Genomic DNA, 17,501 nt, shown 5'->3' on the forward strand with positions numbered 1-17,501 from the left:
ACCGCATAGTTTGAAAAATAATCAACATACTAACCTTGATACTATTTCGAAATGGAGTGGAGCCGTATGGAACATTATCATGAACCTTCAAACTCGATAGAAGCAGCCCTTCATGACTATAAAGTTGGATTAGGTGTTTTCACTGAAAAAATGCCTGATTTAGCTCAGCATTATAATGCTTTTACAGAAGCCTGTTTTAAGGAAGGGGTTTTATCCCAAAAGGAGAAGCAGCTGATTGCACTTGGAATCAGTTTATATTCTCAGGATGAATACTGTATTATTTATCATACGAAAGGATGCATCGATCAAGGTGCATCAGAAGAAGAAATTCTTGAAGCAGTAGGAGTTACAGCAGCTTTTGGCGGGGGTGCCGCAATGAGCCAGGCGGTTACGCTCGTCCAGGAGGCCATGACAGAATTGAATCAGCAAAGTCACTGATAATCAGCTCCTGCTCGATAGCAGGAGTTTTATTTTATCATGATGATTTTTCGGAAAATTATTAAAACAACCATTAATCAAGAGGATTCAGCCAGTATTTTAAGGATAGGGAATATGAAAGCGCTTCAGCAGTTCTCATTCCTTATATTGCTAAAAAAATCAGGTTTTTTCCGCTTTGTGCGGGGTATATGGTGAGTGTTAAGATTTTAGATGTAAAACTAAATGCGAAAGCATAAAAATCGAAAGGATTGATTCATTATCAGTCAGTTACAGCTGAACTACACGAGTGAAATGGAAAAAGCTATGCAAGCTGCCCATGGAGTTGGATATGAAGTGTACAGCCGGAAACATGATATTCGAATGGAAGTTGAAAAAAGACGCGAAGAAGATTATCTTCAAAGCCAGCGCTTAGTTGCAGATCTTGAAAGAAAAATTCATTCCTAGGTTAAAGGTATATATAATAATGAAGAAAATAGAAACCAGTGCCAATTATGCACTGGTTTTCTTTTTTCCAATACATGAAATTACAGTCCCGGGAAAAAATAGATAGGACATGCTTGGTTCCCGGTTATTTTACACTTTGATACCATTAAATTAATATGATAAAATCTATATTTAAAGGCTTTCTAAACATTTTTGTTTGAAAAGTTTGTTAATGGTCTTAAAGAGTTGCTATGAAATTTGATTTGTTATAAGATTGTAATGAGAATAAAATGAGAATAGAGATTTGCGGCTGCAGGCCGAATTTACAAATCTTCTTTTATTGACGGAGGTATATATTATGGCAGGATCAGTACTTACAATTAAAGACCTTCATGTTGCTATTGAGGGAAAAGAAATATTAAAAGGTGTAAACCTTGAAATCAAAGGCGGAGAAATCCACGCCATTATGGGACCGAACGGTACGGGTAAATCTACTCTATCTTCTGCAATCATGGGCCATCCTAAATATGAAGTAACACAGGGAAGCATCACATTAGATGGTGAAGATGTTCTTGAAATGGAAGTTGACGAACGCGCACGCGCAGGCCTATTCCTTGCAATGCAATATCCAAGTGAAATCAGCGGCGTAACAAATGCCGATTTTTTACGTTCTGCAATTAACAGCCGCCTTGAGGAAGGCAATGAAATTTCTCTTATGAAATTCATCCGCAAAATGGACAGCAAGATGGAATTCCTTGAAATGGATCTTGATATGGCTCAGCGTTATCTAAATGAAGGCTTTTCTGGCGGTGAAAAGAAGCGCAATGAAATTCTTCAATTAATGATGCTTGAACCTAAAATGGCGATCCTTGATGAAATTGACTCCGGTTTGGATATCGATGCATTGAAAGTTGTTTCTAAAGGAATCAATGAAATGCGCGGCGAAGAGTTTGGCTGCTTAATCATCACACACTACCAGCGTCTTCTAAACTACATCACTCCTGACCATGTTCACGTGATGATGCAGGGACGCGTTGTAAAATCTGGCGGTCCAGAGCTTGCACAGCGCTTAGAAGCAGAAGGATATGACTGGATTAAGAAAGAATTGGGCATTGAAGACGAAACAGTTGGGCAAGAAGCGTAAGCGTTAGGGGGATCACTATGACAACGGATATAAAATTACCATTTGATAAGGAATATGTTAGTTCCTTTTCAAAAGATATGGGCGAGCCGGCATGGCTGACAGAACTCCGTCTAAATGCGCTTGCAAACGCGGAAAACCTGCCAATGCCAAAGCCTGATAAAACAAAAATAGATAAATGGAACTTTACACAGTTTGAAAAGCATATCGTCGGAAGCGAAGATTTTTCTTCATTAAACGACCTTCCAGAGGATGTCAGAAATCTGATTGACACAGAAGCCAGCGATCAGAACCTATACATTCAGCGTAATAATAGACCAACTCATTTGGCTGTTTCTAAAGAATTGCAGGAAAAAGGTGTTATTTTCACAGACATCTTTACGGCGGCAAGAGAACATGGCGATCTGCTTCAGAAGTATTTTATGAAGGACGGCGTCAAAACGGATGAACACCGTTTAACTGCTTTGCACGCGGCTCTTTTAAACGGCGGAGCGTTCTTGTACATTCCGAAAAACGTGGAAATTTCAGCGCCTATTCAGGCTGTATATATTCATGATGATAAAGAAGCCAACTTATTCAACCACGTATTGGTTGCAGCTGACGATAACAGCTCTGTGACGTATGTAGAAAACTATGTTTCTACAGTTGAGGAAGCAAACGGCATTTTCAATATAGTGACAGAAGTAATTGCCAATGCAAATGCAAGAGTTCAGTATGGTGCTGTTGACACACTTGCTAAAGGAACAACTGCTTATGTGAACCGCCGTGGTGTTGCAGGCAGATCAGCCCGCATTGAATGGGCTCTTGGCCTAATGAATGACGGCAATACAGTTTCAGAGAATACAACAAATCTTATTGGAGACGGTTCTTTCGGTGATACCAAAACAGTTGTGGTAGGACGCGGAGAACAGACTCAAAACTTTACAACGAAAGTAGTTCACTTCGGAAAGAACTCCGAAGGCTACATTTTAAAGCATGGGGTAATGAAAGACTCTGCTTCATCCATCTTTAATGGAATCGGCAAAATTGAGCATGGAGCCTCTAAGTCAAATGCCGAGCAGGAATCACGCGTACTGATGCTAAGCGAAAAAGCGCGCGGGGATGCCAACCCAATTCTGCTAATCGATGAAGATGATGTAACTGCAGGACACGCTGCTTCAGTTGGCCGTGTAGATCCATTGCAGCTTTACTATTTAATGAGCCGCGGCATTTCGCAAAAAGAGGCTGAGCGTCTTGTTATTCACGGCTTCTTAGCGCCTGTTGTAAATGCTCTACCTATCGAAGGGGTTAAAAAGCAGCTGACTGCCGTTATTGAAAGGAAAGTAAAATAATGAATGCCCGTGAGATTCGGCAAATGTTTCCCATCCTGAACCAGGAAGTCAATGGAAAGCCCCTTGTTTATCTGGACAGTGCCGCTACTTCCCAAAAACCTGTTCCGGTAATTGAAGCGCTTGATAAATACTATCGGGAATATAATTCGAATGTTCATAGAGGTGTCCATACACTAGGCACTAGAGCAACGGATGGCTATGAGGGTGCCAGGGAAAAGGTACGTAAATTCATTAATGCAAAATCGACTGAGGAAGTTATTTTTACAAGAGGAACAACAACTTCCATCAATACAGTTGCAGCAAGCTACGGGCGCGTTAACCTGTCTGAAGGCGATGAAATTGTTATTTCCTACATGGAGCATCACAGCAATATCATTCCCTGGCAGCAGGTGGCAAAACAAACGGGTGCCACTTTAAAATACCTCCCTCTGCAGGAAGACGGAACTATTTCTCTTGAGGATGTCAGGGAAACCGTAACAGGTGATACGAAAATCGTATCCATCATGCAGGTATCAAATGTACTTGGTGTTATGAACCCGATTAAGGAAATTGCAAAAATTGCCCATGAGAATGGTGCAATCATGGTTGTGGATGGTGCACAAAGTGCTCCCCATATGAAGATTGATGTTCAGGACCTGGATTGTGATTTTCTTGCTTTTTCCGGCCATAAGATGTGCGGTCCTACCGGCATTGGTGTTCTGTACGGAAAGAAAAAGCACCTTGAAAAAATGGAGCCGGTTGAGTTTGGCGGAGAAATGATCGATTTTGTCGGCCTGTATGAATCAACTTGGAAGGAACTTCCGTGGAAATTCGAAGGCGGCACGCCAATTATTGCAGGTGCCATTGGATTAGGTGCTGCAATTGATTTTCTTGAACAGATTGGCCTGGACGCAATTGAGGCTTACGAGCACAAGCTGGCCGCTTATGCTATGGAAAAAATGTCTGCTATAGACGGAATGACCATATATGGGCCGAAAGAAGCGTCGAAACGCGCTGGTCTTGTTACTTTTAATATAGACGATGTTCATCCACATGATGTGGCTACTGTATTGGATGCAGAAGGAATTGCAGTCCGTGCCGGCCACCATTGTGCACAGCCGCTGATGAAATGGCTCAAGGTATCGGCAACTGCACGTGCAAGCTTCTATCTGTACAATACGGAAGAAGATATTGATAAGCTTGTTTCAGGGCTTGTCAAAACAAAGGAGTATTTCAGCGATGTCTTCTAAAAATTTAGATACCCTTTACCGCCAGGTTATAATGGATCATTATAAAAACCCTCGTAACAAAGGGGTACTTGAAGATGACAGCCTGACGATCAATATGAATAACCCTACTTGCGGAGACCGGATTCAACTGACGCTGAAGCTTGAAGATGGCAAAGTGGCAGATGCGAAGTTTGAAGGCGAAGGATGTTCCATTTCCATGTCCTCGGCTTCCATGATGACTCAAGCCATCAAGGGCAAAAATATTGAAGAAGCATTAAAGCTTTCCAAAGTTTTCTCAGACATGATGCTGGGAAAAGAATATGATGAAGACGATCTGGATCTTGGCGATATTGAAGCTCTCCAGGGAGTTTCTCAATTCCCTGCCAGAATCAAATGTGCTACATTGGCATGGAAAGCAATGGAAAAAGGCGTTAGCACGGAGAAAGAAGAACAGGAATAAATCAATCAAACGTTTGATTAAGATATTTTCATCTGCCTTGTGTGCTAAAATATAATGAAATGATGGGGTGTGAAGACCCTTTCTCATATGAATGGAGGAATACGACGATGGCAAAAAAAATGCCTGAGATCGGCGATTACAAGTATGGTTTTGCCGATAAAGACGTTTCCATTTTCCGATCAAAACGCGGTTTGACAAAAGAAATTGTTGAAGAGATTTCAAAATTGAAGGAAGAGCCACAATGGATGCTTGACTTCCGTTTAAAATCATTGGAGCATTTCTATAACATGCCTATGCCGCAATGGGGCGGAGATTTAGCGTCATTAAACTTTGATGAAATTACGTATTATGTAAAGCCTTCTGAAAAAACTGAACGCTCTTGGGATGAAGTTCCTGAAGAAATTAAACAGACATTTGATAAATTGGGTATTCCTGAAGCAGAGCAGAAGTATCTTGCTGGTGTTTCTGCACAGTATGAATCAGAGGTTGTTTATCATAACATGCAGGAAGACCTTGAAGCGAAAGGAATTGTGTTCAAAGATACCGATTCCGCTCTTCGCGAAAATGAAGATATTTTCCGTGAGCACTGGGCGAAGGTTATCCCTCCAACAGACAACAAGTTCGCTGCATTAAACTCAGCGGTTTGGTCTGGCGGATCGTTCATTTATGTTCCTAAAGGGATTAAGGTTGATACGCCATTGCAGGCATATTTCCGCATTAACTCTGAGAATATGGGGCAGTTTGAGCGTACATTAATCATTGTTGATGAAGGCGCACATGTACACTATGTAGAGGGCTGTACTGCACCAGTTTACACAACAAACTCACTTCACAGTGCGGTTGTTGAAATCATCATCAAAAAAGACGCATACTGCCGTTATACAACCATTCAGAACTGGGCAAACAACGTATTTAACCTGGTTACGAAGCGTGCGGTTTGTGAATCAAACGCAACAATGGAATGGATTGACGGAAACATTGGTTCAAAACTGACAATGAAATATCCGGCAGTTATTCTTAAAGGAGAAGGCGCACGCGGCATGACTCTGTCCATTGCATTAGCTGGTAAAGGACAGCACCAGGATGCAGGTGCGAAAATGATTCACCTTGCACCAAACACTTCTTCGACGATTGTATCGAAGTCGATTTCCAAGCAGGGCGGTAAAGTAACATACCGCGGAATCGTTCACTTCGGCCGCAAAGCTGAAGGTGCACGTGCCAACATCGAATGCGATACGTTAATCATGGATAACCAGTCAACTTCCGATACAATTCCTTACAATGAAATCCTGAACGACAACATCTCTCTTGAGCATGAAGCGAAGGTTTCAAAAGTATCAGAAGAACAGCTATTCTATCTAATGAGCCGTGGAATTTCAGAGGAAGAAGCAACAGAAATGATCGTAATGGGCTTCATCGAGCCATTTACGAAAGAACTTCCAATGGAATACGCAGTAGAGATGAACCGCCTGATCAAATTCGAGATGGAAGGTTCCATCGGTTAATAGATATTTTATGATAACCCGTTTACCAGCCATGGTAAGCGGGTTTTTAAATGGTAAGAGGCTGCTGGGCAAAAACTGATAATATTTTGGAAAATGAATGATTTAATTGCTAAAGTGAAGATATAACCCTTTGCGAAAGGCCAATGCGGTTTTGGAATTAGTATTCATAAATACTTATGGCAAAAAAAATGGAGGTGTTTCAATGATTATCATAGGCGTAACAGGCTGGGGCGACCATGATAGCCTTTATTCAGGCAATATATCGCCGAGAGATAAATTAAAGGAGTACGCCGGCCATTTTCCGACTGTGGAGGTGGACTCTGCTTTTTATGCGGTGCAGCCAAAACGCAACTCTTCAAAATGGGTAAAGGACACGCCTGAATCTTTTCAATTCATAGTAAAAGCCTACCAGGGCATGACCAGCCATCAGAGAGGCGAAATCCCCTTTGAAAGCAAAGAAGAAATGTTTGAAGCTTTCAAAGACTCATTGGAGCCTTATATCCAATCCAGCAAACTGGCTATGGTGCTGTTTCAATTCCCGCCATGGTTTGACTGCAAAAAAGCCAATGTCGACTATCTTCGCTGGTGCAAAGAGCAGATGGGGGAAATCCCATGTGCCCTTGAGTTCAGGCATCAATCATGGTTTCGGCCGGAGTTTAAGGAAAGCACATTAAGGTTTATGAGAGAAGAAGGCTGGATTCACAGCATCTGTGACGAACCGCAAGCCGGTGAGGGTTCAGTTCCAACTGTCCTGGAAACAACCAGTCCTGATAAGGTGCTTGTTCGTTTTCATGGCCGAAATTTTCATGGCTGGCAGAAGAAGAATGGAGACAACTGGCGCGAGGTCCGCTATCTTTACCGCTATAACGAAAAAGAACTGGCTGAATGGGCAGAACATCTAAAACAACTTGAGAAAAATTGTAAAAATGTATTCGTCGTCTTCAATAATAACTCTGGCGGTGATGCGGCAGACAACGCTAAACAAATGATCGGCCTGCTTGATATTGAGTACCAGCAGCTCGCTCCCAGACAGCTTGATTTATTTTAAGCGGTGCCAGGCACCTATACCACTTCAGCTAACTGGTATAGGTGCCTGGCACTTTCACCCTTTTCCTTGTCCGCACATATTGTGTAAGGGAAAGGGAAAGGAGTGGCGGCAAGTATGATTGATTTAAAACCGATTGATATAGATGGCCATACTTTTTTGAGTGTATCGGTGCAATTGCCGAAGACCAATTTGCTGGTTGTAACGAATGATAAAGGGTATATCATGTGCGGCGCCCTTGATGTAGCTTTGCTGAATGAGAAGCTTAAGGACCGCAAAGTAATCGCCGGCAGGGCGGTCGGCGTAAAAACCATAGAGCAGCTGTTAAATGCCCCCCTTGAATCTGTCACATATGAGGCAGAGGAACTGGGCATTGTTAAAGGGACGATAGGAAGAGAAGCTCTACTTAAAATGATCTAAAGGCATGCCTTGATAGGGCTGTCTTTTTTACATAAACTTTCTTATCTGGAAATTAAAACGGTTTATCCGCACATAAATTTTTCTATCCGCATATAAAAAACGGCTATCCGCATATAAATTTTTTTATCCGCATATAAAAGATAGTTATCCGCACATAAAATACATAATTAAGGAAAAAAGCACCCCGGAATGAAGACCAGTATCCTAATGTTAACCTTAAAAAAACGGCATAAGAATCAATTTTTATAAAAAATTTCAGAACTTCGGCCAATGTCATAATTTTGTCGTATAATGTAAATAAAACCAAATTATACCCGAAATAAAAAGTAGCACTGAAAAAAGGATATGGGAGATACATATGAGATTAGCAGCAACCAATACAATTGAGACTGGCAGCGTTTTGGCCAAGGCTATATATAATGACAAGGGTCAGGTCCTTTTGCATGAAGGTGTGGAGCTGGCTGATAAATTGATATATAAATTGCAGGAAATGGGTATTACTTATGTGTATATCAGGGATTGGCGCACTGAGGATATCCAATATAAGGACCCTCTGACTGCCAAAATGCGCAAGAAGGCCATCGAAACTATAGAATCGGTTTTGAAGGAAGTAGAAGCAAATAAGGATTTATCAGGCTCTTTAGCGATTGAGAAAGCCTCTAAACGGCTATCAGGGCTAATTCGTCAGCTAATCGGTGAAATAAGGGGAAATAGAGAGCTGCTTACGATCCTATCAGATGTATATACATATGACCACTATATTTTCACACACTCCCTGAATGTAACCCTTTATTCTCTGGCAATCGGAATGAAGCTTCAGCTCCTGCCAAAGGAACTTGAAATCCTGGGGCTGGGTGCTATTCTCCATGATGTAGGAAAAATGAAGGTGCCATCAGATATTCTTTTGAAACCGGGTAAATTGACAGCGGAAGAATTTGAATCAATAAAGAAGCATCCTGAAGATGGATTTAATATATTAAGAAAAGTAGAGACGATTCCGCTCCTTGTTGCACATTGTGCCTTTCAGCATCATGAGCGTTTGAATGGTTCAGGCTACCCGCGCGGCCTTGAGGGAGACGACATACATGATTTCGGCAAGATTATTGCGATTGCCGATGTGTTTGATGCAGTAACATCTAATCGCATTTACAGACAGGCTATGCTCCCGCATGAAGGCCTGGAGATTTTGTATGCAGGGGCAGAAAAGTTATTTGATAAGAGGATAATCGAAGTTTTTCGTCAAGCGGTCGCGGTATATCCTGTGGGTGTTACAGTCGAGCTGAATGATGGCAGGAAAGGCGTTGTCTGCCGGCAGAACACGGGTCTGAGTGATAGGCCTGTCATCCGCATACTTGAAGAAAAAGGCAGGAATGTGGAGCCGTATGAAGCAGATTTGAGGATTGAATTGAATTCTGTCATTATAGGCTGCGATACGACTTTTGTACAACAATAAACTATTTTGGATTTTTGAGCCTAGTTCCCTCCTTTACAGCATACATATAGCTTGTAAAGGGGGGATTTGTTTTGGGAAAATTTCGCGGCCGGCTGCCCCGGAAAGGTCCTTTGCCATTTCGCTATGTGTTTCTATTGACCTTTATATTTTTCGTCATCTCAACAGCTGCCGGCCTATGGATTATCAATGAAGGGCTTAAGCCCACACTCATGAGCTATGCCGATTCACAGACAAGGAAAATCGCATCATTGGTGATAAACAATGCGATTAATAAAAAAATTACCAATGTGATGGATTTGGAAGATATGTTTGAAGCAAGCGAGAGCGGTGTTGTCAGCATAAACGTGGAAAAGCTGAACAGAGTCAAAGCCGAAGTAACCGAATTGGTTCAGGATAATATTAAGAAAGCAGAAAAGGGCGATTTGGATGCATTGGAGTCCTTTACAGACGTGGAAATCAATACGGAACAAATGCAGCATACAAATGGAATAGTTTACTACGTTCCTCTTGGCCAGGCAACCAAAAATGCGCTTCTCGGAAACCTGGGTCCCCGTATACCGGTAAAATTTAATGCAGTGGGCTCTGTTACCTCCAATTTTATTACTGAAACAAAGGATCACGGCATTAATAATGTTGAAGTAAAGGTACTGGTCCGTCTGGATGTGCAGGTTCAAATCATTATTCCTTTTGCCACCAAAATTATCACTGTACAGGAGGATGTACTTGCAGCTTATGGCATTTACCCGGGAAAGGTCCCGCAATTTTACAATGGCGGAGGCGGCACCTCACCTTCAATAGAAGTACCTGCCGGCCAATAACACTTGCAAATAGATTAGTATTTTGATAAAATGTCAATATAATTTCATAAAAACCTTATCATATCCGATGGGGTAGAGGCGCAAAATTCAAGAGTACGCTGTGTGAGGATGACAACAAAGACCGCAGCCGAAAGGGAATGTTGCCGAAGCATGATTAGTGAGTCAGAACTAATCTTGCTGGGGTTACTTCGAATAGGAGTAACACTGTCATTATGAGGGGAAAGTATGAATATACTTTGTCAAAGCCTTCATAATGGGGAGCTACAGATCGTGATGGAGAAACTAATTACTTCAAAAGAGTAATGATAGATTTTTCTCTATCGTTACTCTTTTTTTATTTTGACTCTGTCATCATCCTTGTTGTTCCCCCGATTGAAAGACGGACACGCCTTTGTGGAGTGATCCAAAAAAACAAGAGGAGGACAAGTAATGGCAAACACGATTTTCTCCCTGCTGCCGCCTTTGGTAGCAATCGCCATGGTTATCCTGACCAGGCGCGTATTGCTGTCATTGGGAGTGGGGATCGTAACAGCCGCACTATTGCTGGCTGAATTTAACATCACAGAAACATTCAGCATCATTTGGGATGCTGTAAAAGGAATCTTTGTTTCAGACGGAGAGCTGAACACCTGGAATGTATATATTATTTTATTCTTGCTTGTATTAGGAGTTATTACTGCATTTATATCTATTTCAGGCGGAAGCCGCGCATTTGGAGAATGGGCGATGAAGCGGGTCAAGACCCGTGCAGGCGCACAGATTGTCGGAGCTGTTTTAGGTATTATCATATTCATTGACGACTATTTCAATGCTCTGGCAGTCGGCCAGATTTCACGTCCGATTACAGACCGCCAGCGTGTATCCCGTGCGAAACTTGCCTATTTGATTGATTCGACTTCAGCACCTGTTTGTGTGGTTTCACCAGTATCAAGCTGGGGAGCATACATTATTGCGCTGATTGGAACTATCCTTGCTGCCCATAATGTTACCGAGTATTCAGCTTTCTCGGCATTTATTCAAATGATTCCAATGAATCTTTATGTATGGGCTACCCTCGCTATTGTGTTTATTGTTGCATTAAGAGGACTTGAAATTGGGCCGATGAAGGTTCATGAAAAACGTGCTGCTGAAGAAGGATTAGTGATGGATCCCGAGAAGCCGGCACCAGGTGAGCTGAAAGATGATCTTCCAACAAGTTCAAAAGGCTCGGTCGGCGATCTTGTATGGCCGATTATAGCCCTTGTCATTGGCACTGTAGGTGCCATGCTTTGGACGGGTTCACAAGCCGTTGAAGGTAATGCGACAATCCTGCAAATCTTTGAAAACACAGATGTATCAAAGTCGCTTATCCTAGGAGGACTAATTGGTTTATTCGTCTCAATAGGGTTATTCCTCCGCCAGGCATTTGTTTTAAAGGGTGTTAACGCAAATGTTTTTGGCGCAGGTATATGGGAAGGCATTAAATCCATGCTTCCAGCTGTTTATATCTTATTGTTTGCCTGGGCGATTGTCGATTTAATTGGCCGTCTGGAAACTGGAAAGTATTTAGCAGGTATTGTGGAAAGCACTAATTTAAGCACTTCATGGCTTCCATTCCTTCTATTTGTCATTGCAGGTATCATGGCATTCAGCACTGGAACTTCATGGGGATCATTTGGGATTCTGCTTCCGATTGCAGGAGATATTGCTGCTGCAACAGATATTAGTCTATTATTGCCGGCGATGTCGGCAGTCCTTGCCGGTGCGGTATTCGGTGATCATTGTTCACCGATTTCCGATACAACGATTCTTTCCTCAACAGGGGCAGGCTGTAATCATATGGACCATGTAATGACTCAGCTTCCATATGCTTTGATTTCAGCGGGTATCGCAGCTGCTGGTTATTTGATCATGGGCTTTACTGGCAGCACTGTTATCGCATTACTTGCAGTGGCTGTACTAGTTGCGGCTTTTGCTTTCCTTGGCCAGGGCAAAAAAGAAGCCTGGCAGGAAAAAAGGGCAAGTTAATCATTCAAAAGAAAAAGGCTTTCTCTTTGAGAGAAAGCCTTTTTTGTGTTCGATTAAAGAGGTCCCCCGGAAGGGACCCATTTTGATCATAGGTTGTCATTATTTCTTCTATTAAGAGTACGATCTATATCTTCATCATCAGTTACGTATTCCCGGCCGCCTTCCAGATGCACTTCTTCTTTTTTGAGATTTTCTTTTACCTGCTGCGTTTCTTGAACTTCTCGCTTGCCGACAACAATCTCCTCAGTGACAACAGGCTTTTTGGAGACTTCCACTCGTTCTTCTGTAATAGGAATCCTGATTGTTTCATCATCCCTTATAGGTGAGGCGCCTGCGTCTTCTGAGTCATCCACTTTTCTCCTCTCAACATAAACCTCTTCATGCTCTACCGGTACATTGACTGTTTTTTGCTCTTCCACAACGTCTTTATGGAGCTCGACTTCTCCTGCTTGAACACGTTCTTTTGACACATCCATCTGTTCCTCACGGAGCTTTAATGATTGCTCATCTTCTTCAGCTGGATTTCTCAGCTGATCATATCCGGCGGTGTAAGTGCTGTCCGCTCTGGATTCAGCTGTACCGCCATTGGTAAAGCCTGTTGAAGTAACCATTCTATCACTGTATAATATGATTTTTCCTTCATTTATATAAGTTTCATACTTGCGGGCTTCTTCATCAGACATGCCCAGTTCCCTGAATTTTTCCCCTGCAGAGTCGCTGGTCATGCGATCATCATCAAACCATGATGCCAGACTATTTAAGAATCCTGCGCTCTCACTGCTGTCTCTATCCTTAGTCTCGAAGGTTTCTGTTTGAACACCGGTTTTATCTTCAAGAGATGTATCCAGGTGTTCTGTCTGTCCAATGATGGATAGATCCTGAACAGGGTATCCGTCATTTTGCAGTTCTTGAATGGCATTTACTACTTCCCTTTGTGAATTATAAACTCCGATAATATTGGCATCCATTTGTAAAACCTCCTCTATATTGCTTTATGCTATATTTGGTAATGGTTAAGCACAATGGTTATATTCCCGGAACCTGGAAGACCAAACTAGGATAATTATGGAACTTTATAATTTTATTTGTAATTTTCTGAATAAATAACGAAAGTTTTTAGCTTTTGGGAATAAATTTTACTAAGGGGGTGAGGACAAAGAATACTTTATCAGCTTTGTTGAAATAACTCTTAGCTAAGTGGAATTCAAATGGAAATTAAAATAGGAGTATATTAATTTTCTTAGCTGCTTTACTATGTCAGTGTGCTAAAACAAATTGTTTAGAAAAATATTATTATTCCAAAAATAATGTTTTGACAGACTATCAAAAACTAGCTATACTAGGCTTAGTTAGATTTAATTATCTGAAAATATAAAAAGTTCCCATTGTTCATTTTAATCGGGAATATTTACAGGGGGTAGAAAGTACTATGGATAATCGTCCGCAGTGGGGATCCAGAGCTGGTTTTATAATGGCAGCGGTGGGTTCTGCAATTGGTCTAGGAAACATCTGGCGTTTCCCGGCAGTTGCTTATGAAAATGGAGGGGGAGCATTCTTTTTCCCTTATTTGTTTGCCCTGCTGACAGCAGGTATACCGCTTCTGATTATGGAATTTACAATTGGCCATAAGTATCGCGGTTCAGCTCCATTGTCTTATGCTAGATTAAGTAAAAAGTACGAATGGTTAGGCTGGTGGCAGGTAGCCATCTCATTTGTGATTTCAACATACTATGCGGTTATTATCGCATGGGCAATGTCTTTCGCAGGCTTCTCATTTAATCTCAAATGGGGTGATGATCCAAACGGCTTCCTCTTTGGAGAATATTTAAAGCTTGCCGAAACACCTGGAGAAGTAGGCGGGGTTGTGCCGGGTGTATTTATTCCGTTAGTGATCGTTTGGGCAGTAACACTTGGAATCCTGTTCAAGGGGATTAAAAAAGGTATCGAAATCGCGAACAAAATCTTTATTCCTGTCCTTGTAGTTTTATTCTTAATTATTGTTGTTCGCGCATTGACACTGGATGGAGCCATTGCAGGTTTGGATGCATTCTTTAAGCCAAACTGGGAGATGATAGCAGAACCTAAAGTTTGGGTGGCGGCCTATGGACAGATCTTCTTTAGCTTATCCATTGGGTTTGCCATCATGGTGACGTATTCAAGCTACCTTCCAAAGAAAACAGATTTAACAAACAGTGCTTTTATTACTGGTTTTGCAAACTCCGGTTTTGAACTTCTTGCTGGTATTGGGGTTTTTGCTGCATTGGGATTCATGGCTGCACAGCAGGGCGTTGGCATTAATGAAGTTGTTTCCTCGGGAGTAGGATTGGCATTTGTGGTATTTCCGCAGATCATTAATGAATTCCCTGCTTTTAATGGCTTATTCGGCTCATTTTTCTTTATCTGTTTAGCATTAGCGGGCTTAACATCGTTAATTTCGATTGTTGAGACGTTTGTTGCCGGATTACAGGATAAGTTTAATGTTTCCCGTAATAAAGCTGTTATTGTTGGCGGCGGATTATCTGCTATTATTTCCATTCTATTTGCGACACAGGGCGGTTTATACTTCCTTGATGCGGCAGATTACTTCATCAACCAATTTGGAGTTGCACTAGCAGGACTTGTTCAGGTTGTGATTGTTGGCTGGGTATTAAAAGAATTGAAAAATCTTCAAAACCATGCAGATGCTGTGTCCGACATTAAACTTGGAGCATGGTGGAAAGTATGTTTAATTGGGATTACGCCAATCGTGCTTGGATACATGATGGTTCAAAACCTTATTACGAATATTAAAGATAATTATGAAGGGTATCCTACTAGCTTCCTTCTCTATTCCGGATGGGGAGTAGCAATTGGAGCCATTATCTTAGGCTTTGTGTTTATGGCAATTAAAAAGAACGAAACACAGACTAAGCTTACGATCCCAAATGATAAGGAGGTATCTCAATAATGTCTGGTGGCGCAATTACAATGATGGTGGTTGGGATGCTCATTATTTGGGGCGGTCTTGCAGCAAGTATCCTGAATGCCGTGTCTAAAGCAAAAAAAGCTAAATAAATAATGAAGGACTGCCTGGTTAAAATAGGGCAGTCCTTCATTTTGTTTATTTTCTTCTGGCTTTTATGCGATCCTGTCTTTCCCATAGTCTTAAATGGGGATATGGATCATAGGACCACTCAGTATAGCCATTGTCTTTGTATATGCCATAATGAAGATGTGGAGGGAATTTGCCTGATGTACCCGGAGGCCCATATCCGGAGCTTCCTACTCCTCCTATCAACATGCCAGGTTCAACGATTTGACCAACCCTGAGGTCCTTTGCAAACCCGCTTAAGTGGGCAAAATAATGGTAGTTGTTATTAATATCACGGATGCCGATTCTCCATCCTCCATATTTGTTCCAGCCTTTCATTTCCACTATTCCATAGGATGTAGCCCGGACGGGCACCCCGTAATCAGCGAAAATATCGGTTCCCTCGTGAATCCTTCTTCCGCCCCATCCTCTTGCGTCACCCCAGGTATTTCTGTAGCTGTAATTGCTTCTCAAAGGGACAGGGAATGCGTGATCATCAAGATCAAGACGGCCAAACTGCTTATAAATCTGGGCTTTGCCGATAATGATGCCGACTGCTTTATCCCGCTTATAATAATTCCACAATCCAATTTTTAAATTATCATGGTCTGTACCATAGGAGAGAAGGAAATTGGCCAAGGAATGAAGAACATCTTCATCACTTTTCAAGCTGGCTTTTCCGTCCCCGTCCCCGTCCATTCCTATTCCGTTGAAAAATTGAATTGATGCAGGACTCTCATCGGATGGATCTGGATTCAAAATCCCCGCCCACTCTTCAGGTTTGAAATAGATGCCTGTAATGCCTTCTGCTTTGGGAATATCCCTTCTGGACTGCCGGACATTTCGTTCGTACTGATCAATCCCCGCAAGGTAATACCAAGGGATGTTCGTAACAGCTTCAACTTTTTTATATAAGGTCATTCTTTGTTTATATATGTCAGCTGGATTTTCTTGAGCGCTCACTGTGCATAAGGAAATCAGGAAAAACGATAAGGCCGCTGCAGCGGTAAATATAATCCGCACGGAAATCCTCCCTTCTTGTATGGTCTGCTTATTTAGTTTGTGAGGATTGGATAATTTAATAAATATCAATTAATGGTAATACCAGAATCTTCGGCTTGTCCTCTTCAATTCATTATGATAAAGTGGCATCAGGTGAAGCCTAATCAGCTTAGTCGAAATTTGCTTATGACTGGCTTTTTTAATACGTCTAGCTTCAGTCTTTTAAGGAGTGGGAAAATGGGCAAAAAAGAAGAGTACTTGCGCAAGCCGGAATGGCTGAAAATAAAGTTAAACACGAATGAAAATTATACTGGCCTTAAAAAAATGATGAGGGAAAAGAATCTGCATACTGTTTGTGAAGAGGCTAAGTGCCCCAACATTCATGAGTGCTGGGCAGTAAGAAGAACTGCTACTTTCATGATTCTTGGGGATGTTTGTACGCGTGCCTGCCGTTTTTGTGCAGTCAAAACGGGCCTGCCAACTGAATTGGATCTTCAGGAGCCGGAACGCGTGGCAGATTCTGTAGCGCTAATGAACTTAAAGCATGCAGTGGTAACAGCTGTAGCAAGAGATGACTTAAAGGACGGCGGTGCTGCTGTTTTCGCAGAAACGGTCCGTGCCATCAGAAGAAAAAGCCCATTTACTACGATTGAAGTATTGCCTTCAGACATGGGCGGTGTGTATGATAACCTGAAAATGCTTATGGATGCCCGACCAGATATTCTTAACCACAACATCGAAACAGTCGAGCGCCTGACTCCAAGAGTAAGAGCGCGTGCAAAATATAAGCGCTCTCTTGAATTTTTAAAGCGTGCAAAAGAGATGCAGCCAGATATCCCTACAAAATCCAGCTTGATGATCGGGCTTGGCGAAACAAAAGAGGAAATAATTGCGGTAATGGATGACCTGCGTGCTCACGATGTTGACATTATGACAATAGGGCAGTATCTGCAGCCATCCAAAAAACATCTTAAGGTTTTGAAATACTATTCACCTGAAGAATTCCAGGAGCTAAAGGACATTGCAATGAGCAAAGGATTCAGCCATTGTGAAGCAGGTCCACTTGTCCGCTCTTCCTACCATGCAGATGAGCAGGTAAATGCGGCAGCTAAACAAAAGCAGCTTATGGGAGAAAAGGAAATCCAGCAAGCATAAAAAATGAAAAAGAGTTCAGCGCCAT

At 41.9% G+C, this 17,501-nt stretch carries 17 protein-coding genes and 1 riboswitch; of the genes, 15 read left to right on the plus strand and 2 right to left on the minus strand.

Features of this window, described 5'->3' with window-relative positions; translation table 11 throughout:
• The first annotated feature begins 66 nt into the window (after positions 1 to 66).
• The 12 genes from QUF73_20970 to QUF73_21025 all read left to right on the plus strand — a co-directional run bounded on the left by QUF73_20970 (position 67) and on the right by QUF73_21025 (position 12,249).
• Positions 67 to 438, plus strand: a complete 372-nt coding sequence (locus tag QUF73_20970) for a carboxymuconolactone decarboxylase family protein (protein ID MDM5228598.1) — start codon at positions 67 to 69, stop codon at positions 436 to 438.
• 291 nt (positions 439 to 729) lie between these two features.
• Positions 730 to 882: a hypothetical protein gene (locus QUF73_20975; GenBank protein MDM5228599.1), complete on the plus strand. Its 153-nt coding sequence runs from the start codon at positions 730 to 732 to the stop codon at positions 880 to 882.
• 337 nt (positions 883 to 1,219) lie between these two features.
• Positions 1,220 to 2,005 (plus strand): Fe-S cluster assembly ATPase SufC, encoded by a 786-nt coding sequence (sufC, locus tag QUF73_20980; GenBank protein MDM5228600.1) that lies wholly within the window; start codon positions 1,220 to 1,222, stop codon positions 2,003 to 2,005.
• Between the two features lie 17 nt (positions 2,006 to 2,022).
• Complete coding sequence (gene sufD / locus QUF73_20985) at positions 2,023 to 3,333, plus strand: Fe-S cluster assembly protein SufD (GenBank protein ID MDM5228601.1); 1,311 nt, start codon at positions 2,023 to 2,025, stop codon at positions 3,331 to 3,333.
• Positions 3,333 to 4,562, plus strand: coding sequence for a cysteine desulfurase (locus QUF73_20990; GenBank protein MDM5228602.1), 1,230 nt, complete (start codon positions 3,333 to 3,335; stop codon positions 4,560 to 4,562). Before sufD ends, QUF73_20990 begins: the two co-directional genes overlap by 1 nt.
• The gene (locus tag QUF73_20995; GenBank protein ID MDM5228603.1) at positions 4,552 to 5,001 is read left to right on the plus strand and encodes an SUF system NifU family Fe-S cluster assembly protein; all 450 of its coding nucleotides are present in this window, start codon (positions 4,552 to 4,554) and stop codon (positions 4,999 to 5,001) included. Before QUF73_20990 ends, QUF73_20995 begins: the two co-directional genes overlap by 11 nt.
• 107 nt (positions 5,002 to 5,108) lie before the next feature.
• Entirely contained in the window at positions 5,109 to 6,506 is a 1,398-nt protein-coding gene (sufB, locus tag QUF73_21000) for a Fe-S cluster assembly protein SufB (protein ID MDM5228604.1), read from the plus strand.
• A gap of 202 nt (positions 6,507 to 6,708) precedes the next feature.
• Positions 6,709 to 7,554 carry a DUF72 domain-containing protein gene (locus QUF73_21005; GenBank protein ID MDM5228605.1) on the plus strand — a complete coding sequence of 282 codons (846 nt, stop codon included), beginning with the start codon at positions 6,709 to 6,711 and terminating at the stop codon, positions 7,552 to 7,554.
• Positions 7,555 to 7,668: 114 nt separating this feature from the next.
• The gene (locus QUF73_21010; GenBank protein ID MDM5228606.1) at positions 7,669 to 7,971 is read left to right on the plus strand and encodes a DUF1805 domain-containing protein; all 303 of its coding nucleotides are present in this window, start codon (positions 7,669 to 7,671) and stop codon (positions 7,969 to 7,971) included.
• Positions 7,972 to 8,329: 358 nt separating this feature from the next.
• Positions 8,330 to 9,424: an HD-GYP domain-containing protein gene (locus QUF73_21015; protein ID MDM5228607.1), complete on the plus strand. Its 1,095-nt coding sequence runs from the start codon at positions 8,330 to 8,332 to the stop codon at positions 9,422 to 9,424.
• A gap of 71 nt (positions 9,425 to 9,495) precedes the next feature.
• Entirely contained in the window at positions 9,496 to 10,242 is a 747-nt protein-coding gene (gene yunB, locus QUF73_21020) for a sporulation protein YunB (protein MDM5228608.1), read from the plus strand.
• A gap of 65 nt (positions 10,243 to 10,307) precedes the next feature.
• Positions 10,308 to 10,514, plus strand: a riboswitch (Lysine riboswitch).
• Between the two features lie 157 nt (positions 10,515 to 10,671).
• Positions 10,672 to 12,249: a Na+/H+ antiporter NhaC family protein gene (locus QUF73_21025; protein MDM5228609.1), complete on the plus strand. Its 1,578-nt coding sequence runs from the start codon at positions 10,672 to 10,674 to the stop codon at positions 12,247 to 12,249.
• Between the two features lie 86 nt (positions 12,250 to 12,335).
• Here the strand turns inward: QUF73_21025 and QUF73_21030 are convergent, their stop codons facing one another.
• Positions 12,336 to 13,217 (minus strand): YsnF/AvaK domain-containing protein, encoded by an 882-nt coding sequence (locus QUF73_21030; protein MDM5228610.1) that lies wholly within the window; start codon positions 13,215 to 13,217, stop codon positions 12,336 to 12,338.
• Between the two features lie 461 nt (positions 13,218 to 13,678).
• Between QUF73_21030 and QUF73_21035 the strand changes: the two genes are divergently transcribed.
• Both QUF73_21035 and QUF73_21040 read left to right on the plus strand, forming a co-directional pair.
• Complete coding sequence (locus QUF73_21035; GenBank protein MDM5228611.1) at positions 13,679 to 15,196, plus strand: sodium-dependent transporter; 1,518 nt, start codon at positions 13,679 to 13,681, stop codon at positions 15,194 to 15,196.
• A complete protein-coding gene (locus tag QUF73_21040; GenBank protein ID MDM5228612.1) occupies positions 15,196 to 15,303 on the plus strand; it encodes a methionine/alanine import family NSS transporter small subunit in 108 nt (35 codons plus the stop codon). The genes QUF73_21035 and QUF73_21040 overlap by 1 nt, the downstream gene beginning before the upstream one ends.
• Positions 15,304 to 15,349: 46 nt before the next feature.
• On the opposite strand, the gene QUF73_21045 is transcribed toward QUF73_21040, so the two are convergent.
• Positions 15,350 to 16,300: a M23 family metallopeptidase gene (locus QUF73_21045; GenBank protein ID MDM5228613.1), complete on the minus strand. Its 951-nt coding sequence runs from the start codon at positions 16,298 to 16,300 to the stop codon at positions 15,350 to 15,352.
• 258 nt (positions 16,301 to 16,558) lie between these two features.
• Here QUF73_21045 and lipA point away from each other — a divergent pair, with 258 nt between their 5' ends.
• Positions 16,559 to 17,476 carry a lipoyl synthase gene (gene lipA / locus QUF73_21050; GenBank protein MDM5228614.1) on the plus strand — a complete coding sequence of 306 codons (918 nt, stop codon included), beginning with the start codon at positions 16,559 to 16,561 and terminating at the stop codon, positions 17,474 to 17,476.
• Positions 17,477 to 17,501: the final 25 nt, after the last annotated feature.

It is taken from the genome of Cytobacillus sp. NJ13 (assembly GCA_030348385.1).
Lineage (GTDB): Bacteria > Bacillota > Bacilli > Bacillales > Cytobacillaceae > Cytobacillus.

Excerpts from the sequence above, each read along its gene's own strand:
- QUF73_20995 (MDM5228603.1), top strand. The coding sequence starts at position 4,552 with ATGTCTTCTAAAAATTTAGATACCCTTTACCGCCAGGTTATAATGGAT.
- QUF73_20975 (MDM5228599.1), top strand. The coding sequence starts at position 730 with ATGGAAAAAGCTATGCAAGCTGCCCATGGAGTTGGATATGAAGTGTAC.
- QUF73_21025 (MDM5228609.1), top strand. The coding sequence starts at position 10,672 with ATGGCAAACACGATTTTCTCCCTGCTGCCGCCTTTGGTAGCAATCGCC.
- QUF73_21010 (MDM5228606.1), top strand. The coding sequence starts at position 7,669 with ATGATTGATTTAAAACCGATTGATATAGATGGCCATACTTTTTTGAGT.
- QUF73_20970 (MDM5228598.1), top strand. The coding sequence starts at position 67 with ATGGAACATTATCATGAACCTTCAAACTCGATAGAAGCAGCCCTTCAT.
- sufC (MDM5228600.1), top strand. The coding sequence starts at position 1,220 with ATGGCAGGATCAGTACTTACAATTAAAGACCTTCATGTTGCTATTGAG.
- lipA (MDM5228614.1), top strand. The coding sequence starts at position 16,559 with ATGGGCAAAAAAGAAGAGTACTTGCGCAAGCCGGAATGGCTGAAAATA.
- QUF73_21035 (MDM5228611.1), top strand. The coding sequence starts at position 13,679 with ATGGATAATCGTCCGCAGTGGGGATCCAGAGCTGGTTTTATAATGGCA.
- sufD (MDM5228601.1), top strand. The coding sequence starts at position 2,023 with ATGACAACGGATATAAAATTACCATTTGATAAGGAATATGTTAGTTCC.
- QUF73_20990 (MDM5228602.1), top strand. The coding sequence starts at position 3,333 with ATGAATGCCCGTGAGATTCGGCAAATGTTTCCCATCCTGAACCAGGAA.
- QUF73_21040 (MDM5228612.1), top strand. The coding sequence starts at position 15,196 with ATGTCTGGTGGCGCAATTACAATGATGGTGGTTGGGATGCTCATTATT.
- QUF73_21030 (MDM5228610.1), bottom strand. The coding sequence starts at position 13,217 with ATGGATGCCAATATTATCGGAGTTTATAATTCACAAAGGGAAGTAGTA.
- QUF73_21015 (MDM5228607.1), top strand. The coding sequence starts at position 8,330 with ATGAGATTAGCAGCAACCAATACAATTGAGACTGGCAGCGTTTTGGCC.
- QUF73_21005 (MDM5228605.1), top strand. The coding sequence starts at position 6,709 with ATGATTATCATAGGCGTAACAGGCTGGGGCGACCATGATAGCCTTTAT.
- sufB (MDM5228604.1), top strand. The coding sequence starts at position 5,109 with ATGGCAAAAAAAATGCCTGAGATCGGCGATTACAAGTATGGTTTTGCC.